At 70.3% G+C, this 16,390-nt stretch carries 12 protein-coding genes; all 12 read left to right on the top strand.

Translation table 11 applies throughout. The features are described 5' to 3' along the window. The first annotated feature begins 44 nt into the window (after positions 1-44). The 12 genes from ACFY0T_RS46685 to ACFY0T_RS46740 all read left to right on the top strand — a co-directional run bounded on the left by ACFY0T_RS46685 (position 45) and on the right by ACFY0T_RS46740 (position 16,340). On the top strand, positions 45-2,735 hold the full coding sequence (locus ACFY0T_RS46685) for a hypothetical protein (protein ID WP_388884654.1): 2,691 nt from the start codon (positions 45-47) through the stop codon (positions 2,733-2,735). A 137-nt stretch (positions 2,736-2,872) separates the two neighbouring features. Beyond that, complete coding sequence (locus tag ACFY0T_RS46690; RefSeq protein ID WP_388884655.1) at positions 2,873-4,867, top strand: Ig-like domain repeat protein; 1,995 nt, start codon at positions 2,873-2,875, stop codon at positions 4,865-4,867. 119 nt (positions 4,868-4,986) lie between these two features. Beyond that, positions 4,987-5,895, top strand: coding sequence for a sortase (locus tag ACFY0T_RS46695; RefSeq protein WP_388884656.1), 909 nt, complete (start codon positions 4,987-4,989; stop codon positions 5,893-5,895). A 121-nt stretch (positions 5,896-6,016) separates the two neighbouring features. Beyond that, positions 6,017-6,388: a hypothetical protein gene (locus ACFY0T_RS46700; protein ID WP_388884657.1), complete on the top strand. Its 372-nt coding sequence runs from the start codon at positions 6,017-6,019 to the stop codon at positions 6,386-6,388. Between the two features lie 176 nt (positions 6,389-6,564). Beyond that, positions 6,565-7,386, top strand: coding sequence for a phosphate ABC transporter ATP-binding protein PstB (gene pstB / locus ACFY0T_RS46705; protein ID WP_388884691.1), 822 nt, complete (start codon positions 6,565-6,567; stop codon positions 7,384-7,386). A 340-nt stretch (positions 7,387-7,726) separates the two neighbouring features. Beyond that, positions 7,727-8,947, top strand: a complete 1,221-nt coding sequence (locus ACFY0T_RS46710) for a M20 family metallopeptidase (RefSeq protein WP_388884658.1) — start codon at positions 7,727-7,729, stop codon at positions 8,945-8,947. A 324-nt stretch (positions 8,948-9,271) separates the two neighbouring features. After that, positions 9,272-10,324, top strand: a complete 1,053-nt coding sequence (locus tag ACFY0T_RS46715; RefSeq protein WP_388884659.1) for a BMP family protein — start codon at positions 9,272-9,274, stop codon at positions 10,322-10,324. 293 nt (positions 10,325-10,617) lie between these two features. After that, the gene (locus ACFY0T_RS46720; RefSeq protein ID WP_388884660.1) at positions 10,618-11,667 is read left to right on the top strand and encodes a BMP family protein; all 1,050 of its coding nucleotides are present in this window, start codon (positions 10,618-10,620) and stop codon (positions 11,665-11,667) included. A 209-nt stretch (positions 11,668-11,876) separates the two neighbouring features. Beyond that, positions 11,877-13,538, top strand: coding sequence for an ABC transporter ATP-binding protein (locus tag ACFY0T_RS46725; protein ID WP_388884661.1), 1,662 nt, complete (start codon positions 11,877-11,879; stop codon positions 13,536-13,538). Continuing rightward, positions 13,538-14,668 (top strand): ABC transporter permease, encoded by a 1,131-nt coding sequence (locus ACFY0T_RS46730; RefSeq protein ID WP_388884662.1) that lies wholly within the window; start codon positions 13,538-13,540, stop codon positions 14,666-14,668. The genes ACFY0T_RS46725 and ACFY0T_RS46730 overlap by 1 nt, the downstream gene beginning before the upstream one ends. Then, entirely contained in the window at positions 14,665-15,930 is a 1,266-nt protein-coding gene (locus ACFY0T_RS46735; protein WP_388884663.1) for an ABC transporter permease, read from the top strand. Before ACFY0T_RS46730 ends, ACFY0T_RS46735 begins: the two co-directional genes overlap by 4 nt. Then, on the top strand, positions 15,927-16,340 hold the full coding sequence (locus tag ACFY0T_RS46740; protein ID WP_388884664.1) for a cytidine deaminase: 414 nt from the start codon (positions 15,927-15,929) through the stop codon (positions 16,338-16,340). Before ACFY0T_RS46735 ends, ACFY0T_RS46740 begins: the two co-directional genes overlap by 4 nt. The last annotated feature ends 50 nt before the right edge of the window (positions 16,341-16,390 follow it).

Raw genomic sequence — 16,390 nt, forward strand, 5'->3', positions numbered from 1 at the left:
CGAACCGCCCGGGGAGCCGGGGGAGCAGGGGGAGCAGGGGCAGCATGAACCGCGTACGACGCCTGGTGCTGCGTGTCGTCGCCGGAGCCGCCGTAGGCGCCCTCGCGGGCCTCGGCGTCGCGCAGGCCGCCGGGCCCGCGACCGCCGCGACCGCCGCGGACGCCACGGCCTCCGCCGTCACTGTCTCCGGACGCGGCGAGTTCAAGGACATGAAGTTCACGGTCGGCCAGACCACCCACCTCACCAGCCAGGCGGTCACGGTCTCCTGGTCCGGCGGCACCCCGACCACGTTCGCGGGCACGCTGTTCAACACCGACTTCGTGCAGATCATGCAGTGCTGGGGCGACGACGACGGCACCGTGCCGGCCAACCCGGGACCCTCGCGCACCCAGTGCCAGTACGGCGCTTCCCCGATCACCGACCGGGGCAGCTGGCCGGGCAACGACTACGACGACACCCGCAAGATCTTCTACAGCGCCGATCCCACCAACTACGGCCAGGACGACCGGTACGGGGCGGCCAACCCCAACGCCCCGGGCGAGGTGCCCTTCAAGTCCGTCGACGGCACGGTGATCACCTCCGGCACCCAGAACAACCCGTTCTTCAACCGCAACACGACCAATGAGGTCGACTTCGCCCGCACCGGCGCCGACGGCACCGGCAAGGAGTTCTTCGAGGTGCAGACCGCCAACGAGGCCCCGCACCTGGGCTGCGGCACCCCGGTCACGGAGAACGGCAGCACCGCGCCCCGCTCCTGCTGGCTGGTGATCGTCCCGCAGGGCCACCTCGACCTGGACGGGAGGCCGTACGCGGACACCAGCCAGGTCAACGCGGGCTCTCCGGTCTCCTCCACCAACTGGAAGAACCGCATCGCCGTCAAGCTCGACTTCAACCCGGTCGGCACCAGCTGCGCCCTCGGCGCCGACGAGCGCGCCACCACCGGGAGCGAACTCGCCGCCGACGCCATGACCAGCTGGCAGGCGGCCCTGTGCCCGACCGGCACGGTGTACGGCTACACCGAGCTCGGCGAGCCCGACACCCGGGCCCGGCTCAGCAACGACGGCTCCTCCGGGCTCGCCTTCACCACCCGGGCGCTCGGCGCCGACGCGGGCACGACGGCACCCTCCGACACGACCGTGTACGCGCCGGTCGCGCTCTCCGGAGCCGTCATCGGCTTCACCGTCGAACGCAGACCCAAGGCGGGCGCCCCCGACTCGGTCCGCAAACTCGCCGGAACCAAGGTCGAGTCCATCGACCTCACCCCGCGCCTGGCCGCCAAGCTGCTCACCGAGTCGTACCGCAACTCGCCCTGGGGAGCGGTGCTCGGCGACAACGCCGCCACCGGCTACGGCTGGGCGAAGAGCAACCCGGCGGGCCTGGCGAGCGACCCCGAATTCATCGCCCTCAACCCGGAGTTCGCCGATCTGTCGGTCTCCGAGACCCCAGCCACCGACACCGACCTGATCACCTCGCTCGGCCACAGCGACTCGGCCCGCGCCCTGTGGCAGTGGATCCTCGCCGACAAGGAGGCCCGCGGGTTCCTCGCCGGTGCCTCCGACGACTGGGGCATGCACGTCAACCCGTACTACAGCACCAACGCGGACCTGAACCCGACCGGCGCCCCCTTCGACCCGGCCACCGCCGACGACTACCCCAAGAGCGACCCCTGGTGCACGATCCCGCCGGGCACCGACGCCACCGTCAAGCAGTGCATGACCGACTTCCACCCGTACGTGGAGGACATGCACTCCGGCGCCCTGCACACCCGGCGCGCCGACACCCTGTGGAAGTCGAGCTGGGACGCGCTCGCCAACCCGCCCGCCTTCAAGAGCCCAGGGCCGCAGACGGTCGGCTCCCGGTTCGTGATCACCGTGACCGACGCGGCCTCCGCCGAGCGATACGGCCTGCAAACCGCCCGGCTGCGCAACACCGCCGGAAAATTCGTGGCACCGAGCACGGCGTCGCTGACCGCGGCCGCCGCGAGCGCCACCGGCACCGGCGCCCCCGAGATCACTCCGGCCAAGGCCACCGCGAAGGGCGCCTACCCGCTCGCCCAACTCGTCTACGCCGCCGTACGCCCGGCCAAGATCGACGCGGCGGCCCGCAAGGACTACGCCGCCCTGCTGCGGTACGCGGCCGGTGCCGGGCAGACCAGCGGCGCCGACCCGGGCCTCCTCCCGGCCGGATACGCCCCGCTGTCCACGGCCCTGCGCGGCAAGGCGACCGACGCCGCCGACGCGCTCGTCCACTACACCGCGCCTTCCTCTTCCTCTTCCTCGTCCGCTCCCTCCTCCGACGGCGGCGGCTCCGACGGCGGATCGACCGGCGGCGGCACGGGCGGCAGCGGCGGCAGCGACTCCCTCGGCTCCGGTGACGGATCGGGCGGCAGCGTTTCCGGTGGCTCCACGGGCGGCTCCGCCGGTGGCGACAGCGGCGCGACGCCGAGCGCCGACGCGAGCCCGACGCCGAGCGACAAGCCCTCCTACGACGGCGGCAAGGCCGTACAGACCACCGCGCGGGGCACCACACCCGACGACCCGGCCAACTCACTGCGGTACGCGGTCCCGGTCGGTGCCGCGCTCGGCGCCGTGGCCGGCATCGGGGCGCCCTTCGCGGGCGGCAGCAGACTCCGGCTGCCGCTGCGGATCCCGCTCCCGGGCGGCCGCGGTCTGACCATCCCCGCGCTCACCCTGCCGGAGCGGCTGCGCAGGCTGCTGCCACCCGGCCGGGGCTGAGCCCCGGAGCGCGGGCCCCGTCGGGCCGGCGCTCCCCACAGACGGCCGCCCGCCCCGAAAGGCAGTCGGGGCGGACGGCCCGTACCACCCTGCCAGATTCACCCGACGTCACGTCGCACACCCTCTGGAGACTCTCAATGCGCACAACGCGCTGCACCGCGGCGATGGTCGCCGCCGCCGTGGTGTCCGGCACGCTGGCTCTGGCGAGCCCGGCGTCCGCCGACCCCACCCCCGCCGGGACCTTCCGCCAGCTCGTCGGCGTGGGCTCCGACACCACCCAGGACGTGCTCAACGCCCTCGCCGGCGACACCGTCAACGGCAAGAGCTACTCCGCCACGGCCGTGAAGTCGGCGTCCGGCGCGGGCCTGGCCTCATACGACGCGATCGAGCCCGGCACCGGCTCCACCACGTCCACCATCCAGACCCGCACCGGCGGCCCGACCTTCCTGCGCCCCAACGGCTCCGGCAAGGGCCGTCTCGCCCTGAGCATGTCGCTGACCGGCGACAAGTTCCCCGACAGCTCCGGTGTCTCCATCAAGGGCCAGGTCGACTTCGCCCGCTCCTCCAGCGGCCCGAGCACCTCCGGCACCGCCTTCACCTACATCCCGTTCGCGCGTGACGCGGTCGGCGTGGCGGTCCGCGGCTCGGCCCTGAACTCGCTGACGGTCGACCAGCTGCACGACATCTACTCGGGCTCGCTGACCGTGGTGAACGGCCAGACCGTGCACCCGCAGATCCCGCAGAGCGGCTCCGGCACCCGCAAGTTCTTCCTCGCGGCGATCGGCCTCACCGACGCCACGCTCTCCCCGAACGTCCCGATCGTCCAGGAGAACCAGGCCAACGGCGCGCTCACCGAGAACGGCGCGCTCGTCCCCTTCTCCGTGGGCAGCTGGATCGCCCAGAACAACGGCGTCGCCCCCGACTACAGCACCACCGCGGCCGCCGCCGGCGCCCACCTGGCCAGCGTCCAGCTGCCCGGCGACACCGGCGCCACCAGCCCGGTGACGACGGTGAACGGCAAGCTCACCCCGGTCGGCGGCTACTACGAGAACGCCACCTTCGGCCGCGACGTCTACAACGTCGTCCCGAGCCGGGCGATCGATCCCTCCAGCATCTTCTTCGACAAGGCGCTGTATGACGTCTTCGTCACCAGCGGCACCCACGAGGCGGGCCTCGCCTCCGACAACGCCGAGAAGGTCATCGCCGACTTCGGCTTCATGAACGAGTCGTACAACGGCTCGGTCAACCCGGCCAAGCACGCCAAGCTCGGCGGCCTGGAGGAGTCGGGCATCGACACGTCGACGCCCGCCGCGCCCGTCCTGAAGGCCACCCGCGGCGACGCGAGCGTCAAGCTCAGCTGGACCGCCCCGGCCGCGACCGCGCTTCCGGTCACCGACTACCGCGTGACGCTGATGCGTTCGGACGGTTCCGTCGCGGCCACCAAGGACGTCTCGGCCGGCACCAGGTCGTACACCTTCAGCGGTCTGGCCCTGGGCACCTACACGGCCACGGTCAGCGCCGCCAACCTCAACGGCAGCGGCCCCGCCGCCTCCTGGACCGGCATCATCAAGTACACCACCGCGACGAAGGCCACCGCCGCGACGACCGCGTACGGCAAGACCCCGAAGGTCGTCGTCACGGTCAGCGACACGCACGGCGTCGTCCCGAGCGGCACGGTCACCGTGAAGGAGGGCACCACCACCCTGGGCACTGGCACCCTGGACAGCACCGGCAAGGTCACCGTCAGCCTGTCCAACCACCTCAAGGTCGCCACGCACACCCTCACGGTGTCGTACGGGGGCAACGGCAAGCTCCTCACGTCCCACACGACCGCCAGCCTGACGATCACCAAGGCGACGCCGACCGTCACCGTCACCGCGCCCGCCACGATCAGCCACACCAGCCAGGCCAAGGTCACCATCAAGGTCTCCGCGACCGGCACCACGCCGACCGGCACGGTCCGCATCTACGAGGGCTCCGTCGTGCGCGCCACCGGCACGCTGAGCGGCGGCCAGGTGACCATCACGCTGCCCAAGCTGAGCACCGGCACGCACACCATGCACGCGTGGTACATGGGTTCCTCGGCGGTGTACTCGAAGAACAGCGCGAACTTCACCATCAAGTCCACCTGACACGTGGTGAGTTGAGTCATCCGACTGCCGGGGAGGACCCGCCTCCCCGGCACCGGCGCACCGGTGAGAAAGCCTCCTCGGTACCCGCAAGAGAGCAAGAGAGAAGGAGACGGGTCGACGTGACGGTCGCCGTACAGACCACGCTCGCAACGCCCGCGCCGCGGCCACGCGTTCTGGGCGTCACCGCCGTCCGGCACCTCGCCCGGGGCGGCCTGCTCACCCTGGCCGCCCTGCTGCTCGGCCTCACCGCACAGCTGCTGCTCGTCAGCGGCCTCCAGGAACGGGCCGCCCAGCACGCCGCGTTCGACCAACTGCGCGCCCAACTCGCCCTGGGTACCGCCCCGGTGGCCCAGACCGACCAGCAGGGCGATCTGCTCGCGCCCGGCACCCCGGTCGCGCTCATCGACATCCCCGCCGTCCATGTGCACCAGGTGGTCCTGGAGGGCACCGACTCCGCCGTCCTCACCGACGGCCCCGGCCACCGTCGGGACACCCCGCTGCCCGGTCAGGCCGGCACCAGCGTGCTGATGGGCCGCGCCGCCGCGTACGGCGGTCCGTTCGGGCGCCTCGACGAGCTCGCCGCGGGCGACACGTTCACCGTGACCACCGGCCAGGGGAGGGCGAAGTACCAGGTCTTCGGCGTACGCCGGGCCGGTGACCCGGCGCCCGCCACGGTGGCCTCCGGCAAGGGCCGGCTGGTCCTGGTCACGGCCACCGGGCCGCGCTTCATGCCCGGCGGCGTTCTGCGCGTCGACGCCGACCTGGTCTCCGCCCCCGTCCAGACCCCCGCAGCCGTCATCCGCTCCGGCACGCTCCCGGAGTCCGAGCAGCCACTGGCGGGCCCCTCCGGTGTGCCATGGCCGCTGGTCATGTGGCTCCAGGCGCTGGTGGCCGTCGCGGTCGCCGCGGTGTGGACCTGGCACCGCTGGGGCCGCCACCAGACCTGGATCGTCTTCGCCCCCGTCATCGCGGTCCTGGGCCTCCAGGTCGCGACTCGCACTACCGAACTCCTGCCCAACTTGACGTGACCGCCGCACCCGGCCACACCTCGTGCGCGTACCCCGTCCGCGTGCCCGGTGCGGTGACACGCCCGAAGCTCTGACGGACGCCGCGACCGAAGCCCGGCCCGAAGCGCCGACGGACGCCGCGATGGAAGCCGCAACGGAAGCCGTGACGGAAGTCGTGACGGAAGTCGCGATGGAAGGCGTGACGGAAGCCGCCACCGAAGCCCCGACGGAAGCCCTGATCGGAGCACCGCCGGAGCCGCCGATCGAAGCCCCGACGGAAGCCCTGATCGGAGCACCGCCGGAGCCGCCGATCGAAGCCCCGACGGAAGCCCTGATCGGAGCACCGCCGGAGCCGCCGATCGAAGCCCCGACGGAAGCCCTGATCGGAGCACCGACCGAGCCGCCGATCGAAGCCCCGATCCAGGCCCGCCCCGATCCAGGCCCGCCCCGCTCCATGCCCCCGCTCCAGATCCACCCCGCTCCAGATCCACCCCCGCTCCAGACCCGCACCTGATCCCGATCCACCCCCGCCCCAGACACGCCCCTGCTGAGACCCGACCCCGCCATGAGGTGCCTGACGTGACCGATGCGACCGCCGCGCGCGACAGCGCCGCGACCGAGACCGCCCCGACGACCGACACCGCCGTCGTCCACACGGGGACCGCGACCGCCCTGGCCGACACCGTCGTCCTGCCGCCCGTCCCGGCCGGTGCGCCCACGGCGTCCGGCCCGACCGCCCCCGCGACGCTCGAAGCGCGCGCCGTCTCGGCCTGGTTCGGCAGCCACCAGGTGCTGGAGCGCGTCTCCCTGACCATGCCCGCCGGGCAGGTCACCGCCCTGATCGGCCCCTCCGGGTGCGGCAAGTCGACCTTCCTGCGCACGCTCAACCGCATGCACGAGCTGATCCCCTCGGCAGCACTCGCGGGCGAGGTGCTCTTCGAGGGCGAGGACATCTACGCTCCCCAGCGCCGCCTGACCGACGCCCGGCGCCGGATCGGCATGGTCTTCCAGAAGCCCAACCCGTTCCCGGCCATGTCGATCTACGACAACGTCGTGGCGGGCCTGCGCCTGACCGGCACGCGAGTGAGCCGCCGCGAGAAGGACGAACTGGTCGAGGAGAGCCTGACCCGGGCCGGCCTGTGGAAGGAGGTGCGGGACCGGCTGCGGCAGCCCGGCGGCGCACTCTCCGGCGGCCAGCAGCAGCGTCTGTGCATCGCCCGGGCGCTCGCCGTACGCCCCCGGGTGCTGCTCATGGACGAGCCCTGCTCGGCGCTCGACCCCACGTCCACCCGCCGGGTCGAGGAAACCATCCACGAACTCGCCGGTGAGGTGACCGTCGTGATCGTCACCCACAATATGCAGCAGGCGGCCCGCGTCTCCCAGCAGTGCGCCTTCTTCCTCGCCGAGCAGGGCACACCCGGCGGCATCGTCGAGCACGGCCCCACCGAGCACATCTTCGGCACCCCCGAGGACCAGCGCACGGCGGACTACGTGGCGGGCCGCTTCGGCTGAGTACCGGGCACGGTCCGTGTGGAAAGCGCCGCGTGGCGGTGACGCTTCCGGAATCCGCGGAGCGAGATCTGTGGGACTGTGGGGTACGGGAATGGGCTCGGGCACCCCGAGTGTTTCCCAGTCGGAGTCCGTGGGTAACCCCAGGCGGATTCGGATCATGGGATGCCCGACCGGGCTGGTTCAAGATCCAATAGCCCGGAAAGCCGGGCGAGTTTACCCATCCCCGCAGATACCTATGCGCCGTGCGGCCAGATTTTCTTACCCTAACGGGCTGAAGTTTTGTTGATCGTGGGTCAGTTGGCCGCCCCGTCGCCCTACCCTTCAGAGGGTGAACCAACTGATGTCCCGAGATTCCGAGGCCGATCTCCCCGGGGACCCACAGCTCCCCGGCGCGCTGCCCGAGGCGCTGCGCGCCGAACTCGTCGCGTTCCGCCGCGATTTGCACATGCACCCCGAGCTCGGCAACCAGGAGTTCCGCACCACGGCGGCGCTCAAGGCGCGCCTGGAGCGGGCGGGCCTGAAGCCGCGGGTGCTCGCCATTGGGACCGGGCTCATCTGTGACATCGGCGACTGGGACGGCGTACAGCCCGTGCTCGCGCTGCGTGCCGACATCGACGCGCTGCCCATTCCGGACACGAAGGCCGACTGCGCGTACCGCTCGACCGTGCCCGACCGCGCCCATGCCTGCGGCCACGACGTCCATACGGCGGTCGTGCTCGGCGCCGGGCTCGTCCTCGCCGAACTGCACCGCGAGGGGCTCCTGCCCCGTCCCGTGCGGCTGATCTTCCAGCCGGCGGAGGAGGTGCTGCCCGGCGGCGCCCCCGACGCGATCGAGTCGGGCGTCCTCGACGGCGTCGGGCGGATCATCGGCGTGCACTGCGATCCGAAGGTCGACGCGGGGCGTATCGGACTGCGGCACGGCGCCATCACCTCGGCGTGCGACCGGCTCGAGGTCTCGCTCGACGGCGCGGGCGGTCACACCGCGCGCCCTCATCTCACCACCGACCTCGTCACCGCCGCCGCCCGCGTCGTGACGGACGTACCGTCACTCGTCGCCCGGCGCGTGGACGCCCGCAGCGGACTCGCCGTGACCTGGGGGCGGATCGAGTCCGGGCACGCCTGCAATGTCGTCCCGCAGCACGCCGAGCTCTCCGGGACCGTACGCTGCCTGGACCTCGACACCTGGCGGGCCGCGCCCGACCTGGTCCACGCCGCCATCGACGAGATCGCGAACCTGTACCGCGCCAAGTCCGAGATCAACTACATCCGGGGCGTCCCGCCGGTCGTCAACGACGCGGCCGTCACGGAACTCCTCCGCGACGCCATGACCGCCCGGCGCGGGGCGCACTCGATCGAGGACACGGAACAGAGCCTCGGCGGCGAGGACTTCTCCTGGTACCTGCAGCACGTGCCCGGCGCGATGGCCCGCCTCGGCGTGCGGACACCCGGCGACCGCACCACCCGTGACCTGCACCGGGGCGACTTCGACGCGGACGAGTCGGCCATCACGGTGGGGGTCGAGCTGTTCACGGCGGCGGCCCTCCTCGACGCCGAGGCGTGACGGAGGGGCGCGGCGGCTGTTCCGGTCGCGCCCCCCACTCCTCCGGAGTAGCGTCCTCCACAGGCGTCCACAGGCGTCCACAGGCGTCCGCAGCCTTTCGCACCGTCACGCGTACATCGCGACGCGCGCACGGAACGTGACGATCACGGTGGGTGCTATGTCTCCTTATGCGTCTTTCGGTCCCATGGTTCACAGGGACGTAACCGGCCATCGGCACGAATGGATAACGGCCAGGCGCAACCCCGTTCCCTGAAGTGTCTACGCGCGTTAATGTGCGCCGAACTGAGCACCCACTGCGGGGCTTTGGAGAATGGGGAACTTCAGATGCGTCGGATATCCAGCCTGACCCGCGTCGCGGTGGGGGTCGCGTCGCTCGCGCTCGCAGCCACGGCCTGTGGCGGCACCAGTAGTGACAAGGGCAACGACAGCGGCGAGAGCAAGAGCGGCAAGGGTCTTGCCATCGCGTACGACGTCGGCGGCAAGGGCGACCAGTCCTTCAACGACGCCGCGTACTCGGGCCTGGAGAAGGCGAAGAAGGAGTTCGGCTACCAGACGGCCGACATCGAGCCCACCGACGGCGAGACCGACGCGGACAAGGAGCAGCGTCTGGCCTCGTTGGCGAAGCAGGGCTACAACCCGGTCATCGGCATCGGGTTCGCCTACGGCCCCGCGCTGGAGGCCGTGGCCAAGAAGTACCCGAAGACCAGCTTCGGCATCGTGGACTCGGTCGTCGAGGGCAAGAACGTGGCGTCCCTGGTCTTCGCCGAGCAGGAGTCTTCCTACCTCGCCGGTGTCGCCGCCGCCAAGGCCACCAAGAGCAACACCGTCGGCTTCGTGGGCGGCGTGGACATCCCGCTGATCCACAAGTTCGAGGCGGGCTACACGCAGGGCGTCAAGGACACCAAGCCCGGTGTCAAGGTCCTGTCGCAGTACCTGACGCAGACCGCCCAGGAGGGCGGCTTCTCCAGCCCCGACAAGGGCAAGGCTGCCGCCGAGGGCCAGCTGGAGAAGGGTGCGGACGTCATCTACCAGGCCGCCGGCCTGTCCGGCCAGGGCGTGATCGAGGCCGCCGCCAAGAAGAAGGTCTGGGCGATCGGTGTCGACTCCGACCAGTACAAGCAGGAGGCGCTGGCCGCGTACAAGGACTACATCCTGACCTCCGCCCTCAAGGATGTCGGCGGTGCGGTGTACTCGCTCGCCAAGTCGGTCAAGGACGGCAAGCCGCTGACCGGTACGCAGACCTTCGACCTGAAGGTGGACGGCGTCGGTCTCGCCGACAGCAACCCGAAGATGGCGTCGATCTCCGGCCTCACGGACGCCGTGGCCAAGGCCAAGGCGGGCATCATCGACGGTTCCATCAAGGTCAAGACCGAGTAGTCGCCGCGGCGGATCGTCGCGAGACCGCCTGAAACAGGCGAACGCGGTCAAAATCACACACAGCGGGCGGGCACTCCGGTGCCCGCCCGCTCTCGTGTCCCCATCGCAGGTCACCCACCGCCACCGGACCTTTGCGGTCGGCAAGCCTCTGCCGGGCGAGGACGTGGCGTCGGGCACAGCCGCATAACAAGGTGGACAGAAGGGGTTTTCTAGTTGGTCTACGCGCGTTAATCTGCGGCGAAGCCAGCGCCGAAGCCCTTCCGTCAGGCGCTTGTACGACAGGAGCACAACTCATGCGCCGGGTTCCCCGCATCGCGCTCGCAGGCGCTGCGACCGCCTCTCTCGCCCTCGTTCTGTCCGCCTGCGGCGGCACCTCGACCTCCTCCAGCTCGTCGGAGTCGAAGGGCGACAAGGGGCTCGCCATCGCGTACGACGTCGGCGGCAAGGGCGACCAGTCCTTCAACGACGCGGCGTACGAGGGTCTGAAGCAGGCGAAGAAGGAGTTCGGCTACGAGACCGCCGACCTCGAGCCGACCGACGGCGAGACCGACGCGGACAAGGAGCAGCGCCTGGTCTCGCTGGCGAAGCAGGGCTACAACCCGGTCGTCGGCATCGGCTACGCCTACGCGCCGGCCGTCAAGGCGGCCGCCGAGAAGTACCCCGACACCACCTTCGGCATCGTCGACGACTCCACGATCACGGCGAAGAACGTCGCGGACCTGGTCTTCTCCGAACAGGAGGCCTCGTACCTCGCCGGTGTCGCCGCCGCCAAGGCCACCAAGACCAACACCGTCGGCTTCGTCGGCGGCGTGGACATCCCGCTGATCCACAAGTTCGAGGCGGGTTACGAGCAGGGCGTCAAGGACACCAAGCCCGGTGTCAAGGTCCTGTCGCAGTACCTGACGCAGACCGCCCAGGAGGGCGGCTTCTCCAGCCCCGACAAGGGCAAGACGGCCGCCGAGGGCCAGATCGAGAAGAAGGCGGACGTCGTTTACGCGGCGGCCGGTCTGTCCGGTCAGGGTGTCATCGAGGCCGCGGCCGCCAACAAGGTGTGGGCGATCGGTGTCGACTCCGACCAGTACAAGCAGGAAGCCCTCGCCAAGTACAAGGACAACATCCTGACCTCCGCGACGAAGGACGTCGCGAAGGCGGTCTACAACCTTGCGAAGTCGGTCGAGGACGGCAAGCCCGAGAGCGGTATCGTTCGGGGCGACCTGAAGTCCGGTGAGGTCGGCCTGGCCGACTCCAACCCGGAGTTCAAGAGCAACACCGCGATCCAGGACGCCGTCAAGGCGGCCGAGGAGAAGATCATCAGCGGCGAGATCAAGGTCAAGACCAGCTGACGAGCAAGACCTCAGGAGCAGCTAGTAACCCCGGGGTTACGTCCGCTCAACGGGGTACGGGGAGCCTGGCTCCCTGTGCCCCGTTCTCGCGACGCGTCGCCCCTTCTGTTGCCGTAGGGGCGCTACGCGCGTAGACGACCCCCTTTCCCTCAGGAGAGTGCGCCATCAACGCGTCCAGCAGCCCTCCGGCCGGCGCGGTCAACGGTCAGGTGACCGCAGTCGAACTCGCCGGGATCACCAAGCGATTCCCGGGTGTCGTGGCCAACCACGACATCCACCTCAGCGTCCGCAAGGGCACCGTGCACGCCCTCGTCGGCGAGAACGGCGCCGGCAAGTCGACGCTGATGAAGATCCTCTACGGCATGCAGAAGCCGGACGAGGGCACCATCGCCGTCGACGGCGTGCAGGTCAGCTTCTCGTCGCCCGCCGACGCCATCACACGCGGCATCGGCATGGTCCACCAGCACTTCATGCTCGCCGACAACCTCACGGTCCTGGAGAACGTGGTGCTCGGCAGCGAGAAGCTGTACGGCATCGGCGGCGGCGCCCGTAAGAAGATCAAGGAGATCTCCGACCGCTACGGGCTGAACGTACGCCCGGACGTGCTCGTCGAGAACCTCGGCGTCGCCGACCGCCAGCGCGTGGAGATCCTCAAGGTCCTCTACCGCGGCGCCCGCACGCTGATCCTGGACGAGCCCACCGCGGTGCTCGTGCCGCAGGAGGTCGAGGCGCTCTTCAGCAACCTGCGCGAGCTCAAGTCCGAGGGCCTCGCCGTCATCTTCATCTCGCACAAGCTGGGCGAGGTGCTGTCGGTCGCCGACGAGATCACTGTCATCCGCCGGGGTACGACGGTGGGTACGGCCGTCCCCGCCGAGACCACCCCGCGTCAGCTCGCCGAGATGATGGTCGGCAGCGAACTGCCGACCCCGGAGACCGCCGAGTCGACGGTCACGGACAAGCCCGTGATCGAGGTCAAGGCCCTCACCGTCTACGCGAGCGGCGGCGCCTCCCTCGGCGAGCTCGCCGAGCCGACGGCCACCGGTCTGCTCACGGAGGACACGGCCGAGACCGCGGGCGGGATGAAGCGCGTCCTCGACGACGTCACCTTCACCATCCACGCGGGCGAGGTGATGGGCATCGCCGGTGTCGAGGGCAACGGCCAGACCGAGCTCATCGACGCGCTGATCGGTCTGAAGAACGCCGACTCCGGCTCGATCCAGTTCCTGGGCGAGGACATCACGCCGTGGGCCACCCGCAAGCGGCGTGAGCAGGGCATCGGCTACATCCCCGAGGACCGCCACCGCCACGGCCTCCTCCTGGAAGCCCCGCTCTGGGAGAACCGCATCCTCGGTCACGTCACCGAGAAGCCCAACGCGAAGGGCTTCTGGCTCGACATCAAGGGCGCCCAGGACGACACGCGCCGGATCGTCAAGGAGTACGACGTCCGTACGCCCGGCATCGACGTCACCGCAGCCTCCCTGTCCGGCGGCAACCAGCAGAAGCTGATCGTCGGCCGCGAGATGAGCCATCGGCCGAAGTTCCTGATCGCCGCCCACCCCACCCGCGGTGTGGACGTCGGCGCGCAGGCCCAGATCTGGGACCAGATCCGCGAGGCCCGCCGCGAGGGACTCGCCGTCCTGCTGATCTCCGCCGACCTGGACGAGCTGATCGGCCTGTCCGACACTCTGCGGGTGATCTACAACGGCAAGCTGGTCGCGGACGCCGACCCGGCCACCATCACCCCGGAGGAGCTCGGCTCGGCCATGACCGGCGCCGCCTCCGGTCACCTCGAGAACGAAGAGCTCGCCGAGCAGGTGCAGCTCGAAGAGCACGCCGATACCCCGGACGCCCCGGAAGACGAGGCCCGCTGATGAAGAAGTTCGACAAGGAGCGCGTGCTCCTCGCGGTGGCCGGACCGGTCATCGCGCTCGTCGTGGCCGTGGCGCTGACCTCGGTCGTGTTGATCGCCTCGGGGAAGAACCCGATCGAGCCGTACACGATCATGTTCGAGCAGGCGACGTTCTCCGACATCCAGGTCCTGATCATCAACCAGGCCTCGATGTACTACATCGCCGCGCTCGCGGTGGCCATCGGCTTCCGCATGAACCTGTTCAACATCGGCGTGGACGGCCAGTACCAGCTCGCCGCCATGATGGCCGCGGTCGTCGGCGCGCATGTCGCGCTGCCGGCGGTCCTCCAGGTTCCGCTACTGATCCTGACCGCGGTCCTCACCGGCGCGTTCTGGTCCGGTATCGCCGGTGTCCTCAAGGTCACCCGCGGTGTCAGCGAAGTCGTCGCGACGATCATGCTCAACGCGATCGCGACCTCCGTCATCGCCTACCTGTGGCTGCCCAGCGTCTTCGGCGTCAAGGTCGGCAACAACAACACCACCGGCGAGATGCACAAGTCCGGCTGGATCCCCGGCTTCGACATGGGCGAGGCCGGCGAGATCTACGGGCTCGTGATCCTCGCGGTCCTGCTCGGCATCGGCTACTGGATCGTCCTCAACCGCACCCGCTTCGGCTTCGACCTGCGCGCCTCGGGCGCCTCGGAGAGCGCCGCCTCGGCCAGTGGTGTGGACCCCAAGCGCATGGTGCTCACCGCCATGCTGCTCTCCGGCGGGCTGGCCGGCCTCGCGGGCCTGCCGATCCTGCTCGGCGACTCGCACACCTACAGCCTGAACTTCCCGACGGGCATCGGCTTCCTGGGCATCGGCATCGCCCTGCTCGGCCGCAACAGCCCGACCGGCATCGCCTTCGCGGCCCTGCTGTGGGCCTGGCTCGACAAGGCGTCGCCCGAGCTCGACTACCAGGGCTACGACAAGGAGATCGCGGTCATCATGCAGGGCCTGATCGTCCTCGCGGTCGTGGTCTCGTACGAGGCCGTACGCGAGTGGGGTCTGCGCCGCCAGCAGCGCCGCGTCGGCGCGGAACTCGCCGCAGGACACGTCCTCGGCGCCTCCTCTGACAACAACACCGAGAAGGAGGCGGCTGGCCGATGAGCACCGCAACCGACGTCAACCAGCCCAAGGTGCGGCCGGCCGCCCCCGGCGGCCGCCGGCTCTCGCTCCCCGTCCTCCTGCTGGTCATCGCGGGCGGCCTGGCGCTGACCTCGATCGTCCGCATCATCACCGGCGCCGACGGCATCACCAACGTCAGCCAGATGTCCACCGCGCTCCAGCTGGCCGTCCCGATCGGCCTCGCCGGTCTCGGCGGTCTGTGGGCCGAGCGCGCGGGCGTCGTCAACATCGGCCTCGAGGGCATGATGATCCTCGGCACCTGGTTCGGCGCCTGGGCCGGCTACCAGTGGGGCCCGTGGACCGGCGTCCTCATCGGGATCATCGGCGGCTGCGTCGGCGGTCTGCTGCACGCGATCGTCACGGTCACCTTCAACGTCAACCACATCGTCTCCGGTGTGGCCATCAACATCCTCGCGCTCGGCGCCACCCGCTACCTCGCTCCGCTCGCCTTCGAAGGCGTCCAGGGCGGCTCGGCCAAGCAGTCCCCGCCGGTCGAGTCGCTCGGCAACTTCACGGTGCCGGGACTCTCCGACTGGCTCAGCACCCTCAACTCCAAGGGCTGGTTCTTCCTCTCGGACATCGCGGGCCTGCTCGGCGGCCTGGTCACCAACGTCTCCTGGCTGACCCTGATCGCCGTCGCACTGATCCCCGCCACCTGGTGGATCCTGTGGCGCACCTCCTTCGGGCTGCGCCTGCGGTCCTGCGGCGAGAACCCGATCGCGGCCGAGTCGCTCGGCGTCAACGTCTACAAGTACAAGTACCTCGCTGTGATCATCTCCGGCGGCCTGGCCGGCCTGGGCGGAGTCTTCCTGTCGATCGTCGCCAACCCCTTCTACCTGGAGGGCCAGACCAGCGGCCGCGGCTACATCGGTCTCGCCGCGATGATCTTCGGCAACTGGATGCCGGGTGGCCTCGCCGTGGGCGCCGGCCTGTTCGGCTACACCGACAGCCTCAACCTGCGCGGCGGCTCTTCCAACGTCCACGCGCTGCTGCTGCTCGGCGCCCTCCTGCTGGCCATCGGCGCGATCTGGCTGCTCATCAAGAAGAAGTACGTGCCCGCCGTGATCACCCTGGCCGTCGGCGTGCTGGTGTTCCTCTGGTACGCCCTCACCAACGAGGTGCCGAACCAGGTCGTCTCCGCCACGCCGTACGTCATCACGCTGCTCGTCCTCTCGCTGTCCGCGCAGCGGCTGCGGATGCCCAAGGCGGACGGCCTGCCGTACCGGAAGGGACAGGGCAAGTGACGTCCGCCGACGCGGGTTCCGCGACCGTCGACTGGGAGGCCCTGCGGGAGGTCGCGCGGGACGCCATGACCCGGGCGTACGCCCCGTACTCGGGCTACCGGGTCGGTGTCGCGGCCCGCGTCGACGACGGCCGGATCATCTCCGGCTGCAACGTCGAGAACGCCTCGTACGGGATCTCGCTGTGCGCCGAGTGCGGTCTCGTCTCCCAGCTGCACAACTCCGGGGGCGGCCGCCTGACGCACTTCACCTGCGTCGACGGGCGGGGCGAGATCCTCGTCCCCTGCGGGCGCTGTCGCCAGCTGCTGTTCGAGTTCGGCGGGCCCGACCTGCTCCTGGAGACCCCGGCCGGAATCCTGCCGCTCTCCGAGATGCTGCCGCAGGCCTTCGGGCCGGGCCATCTCACCCAGTAATTCCCACGCGGCCCCTCCGAACCATCTGGAGGGGCCGCTGCCTTCGGAAG

The sequence above is a fragment of the Streptomyces sp. NPDC001530 genome, from assembly GCF_042894545.1.
Classification (GTDB): domain Bacteria; phylum Actinomycetota; class Actinomycetes; order Streptomycetales; family Streptomycetaceae; genus Streptomyces.

Excerpts from the sequence above, each read along its gene's own strand:
- ACFY0T_RS46690 (WP_388884655.1), top strand. The coding sequence starts at position 2,873 with ATGCGCACAACGCGCTGCACCGCGGCGATGGTCGCCGCCGCCGTGGTG.
- ACFY0T_RS46735 (WP_388884663.1), top strand. The coding sequence starts at position 14,665 with ATGAGCACCGCAACCGACGTCAACCAGCCCAAGGTGCGGCCGGCCGCC.
- ACFY0T_RS46720 (WP_388884660.1), top strand. The coding sequence starts at position 10,618 with ATGCGCCGGGTTCCCCGCATCGCGCTCGCAGGCGCTGCGACCGCCTCT.
- ACFY0T_RS46710 (WP_388884658.1), top strand. The coding sequence starts at position 7,727 with ATGTCCCGAGATTCCGAGGCCGATCTCCCCGGGGACCCACAGCTCCCC.
- ACFY0T_RS46700 (WP_388884657.1), top strand. The coding sequence starts at position 6,017 with ATGGAAGCCGCAACGGAAGCCGTGACGGAAGTCGTGACGGAAGTCGCG.
- ACFY0T_RS46715 (WP_388884659.1), top strand. The coding sequence starts at position 9,272 with ATGCGTCGGATATCCAGCCTGACCCGCGTCGCGGTGGGGGTCGCGTCG.
- ACFY0T_RS46685 (WP_388884654.1), top strand. The coding sequence starts at position 45 with ATGAACCGCGTACGACGCCTGGTGCTGCGTGTCGTCGCCGGAGCCGCC.
- ACFY0T_RS46730 (WP_388884662.1), top strand. The coding sequence starts at position 13,538 with ATGAAGAAGTTCGACAAGGAGCGCGTGCTCCTCGCGGTGGCCGGACCG.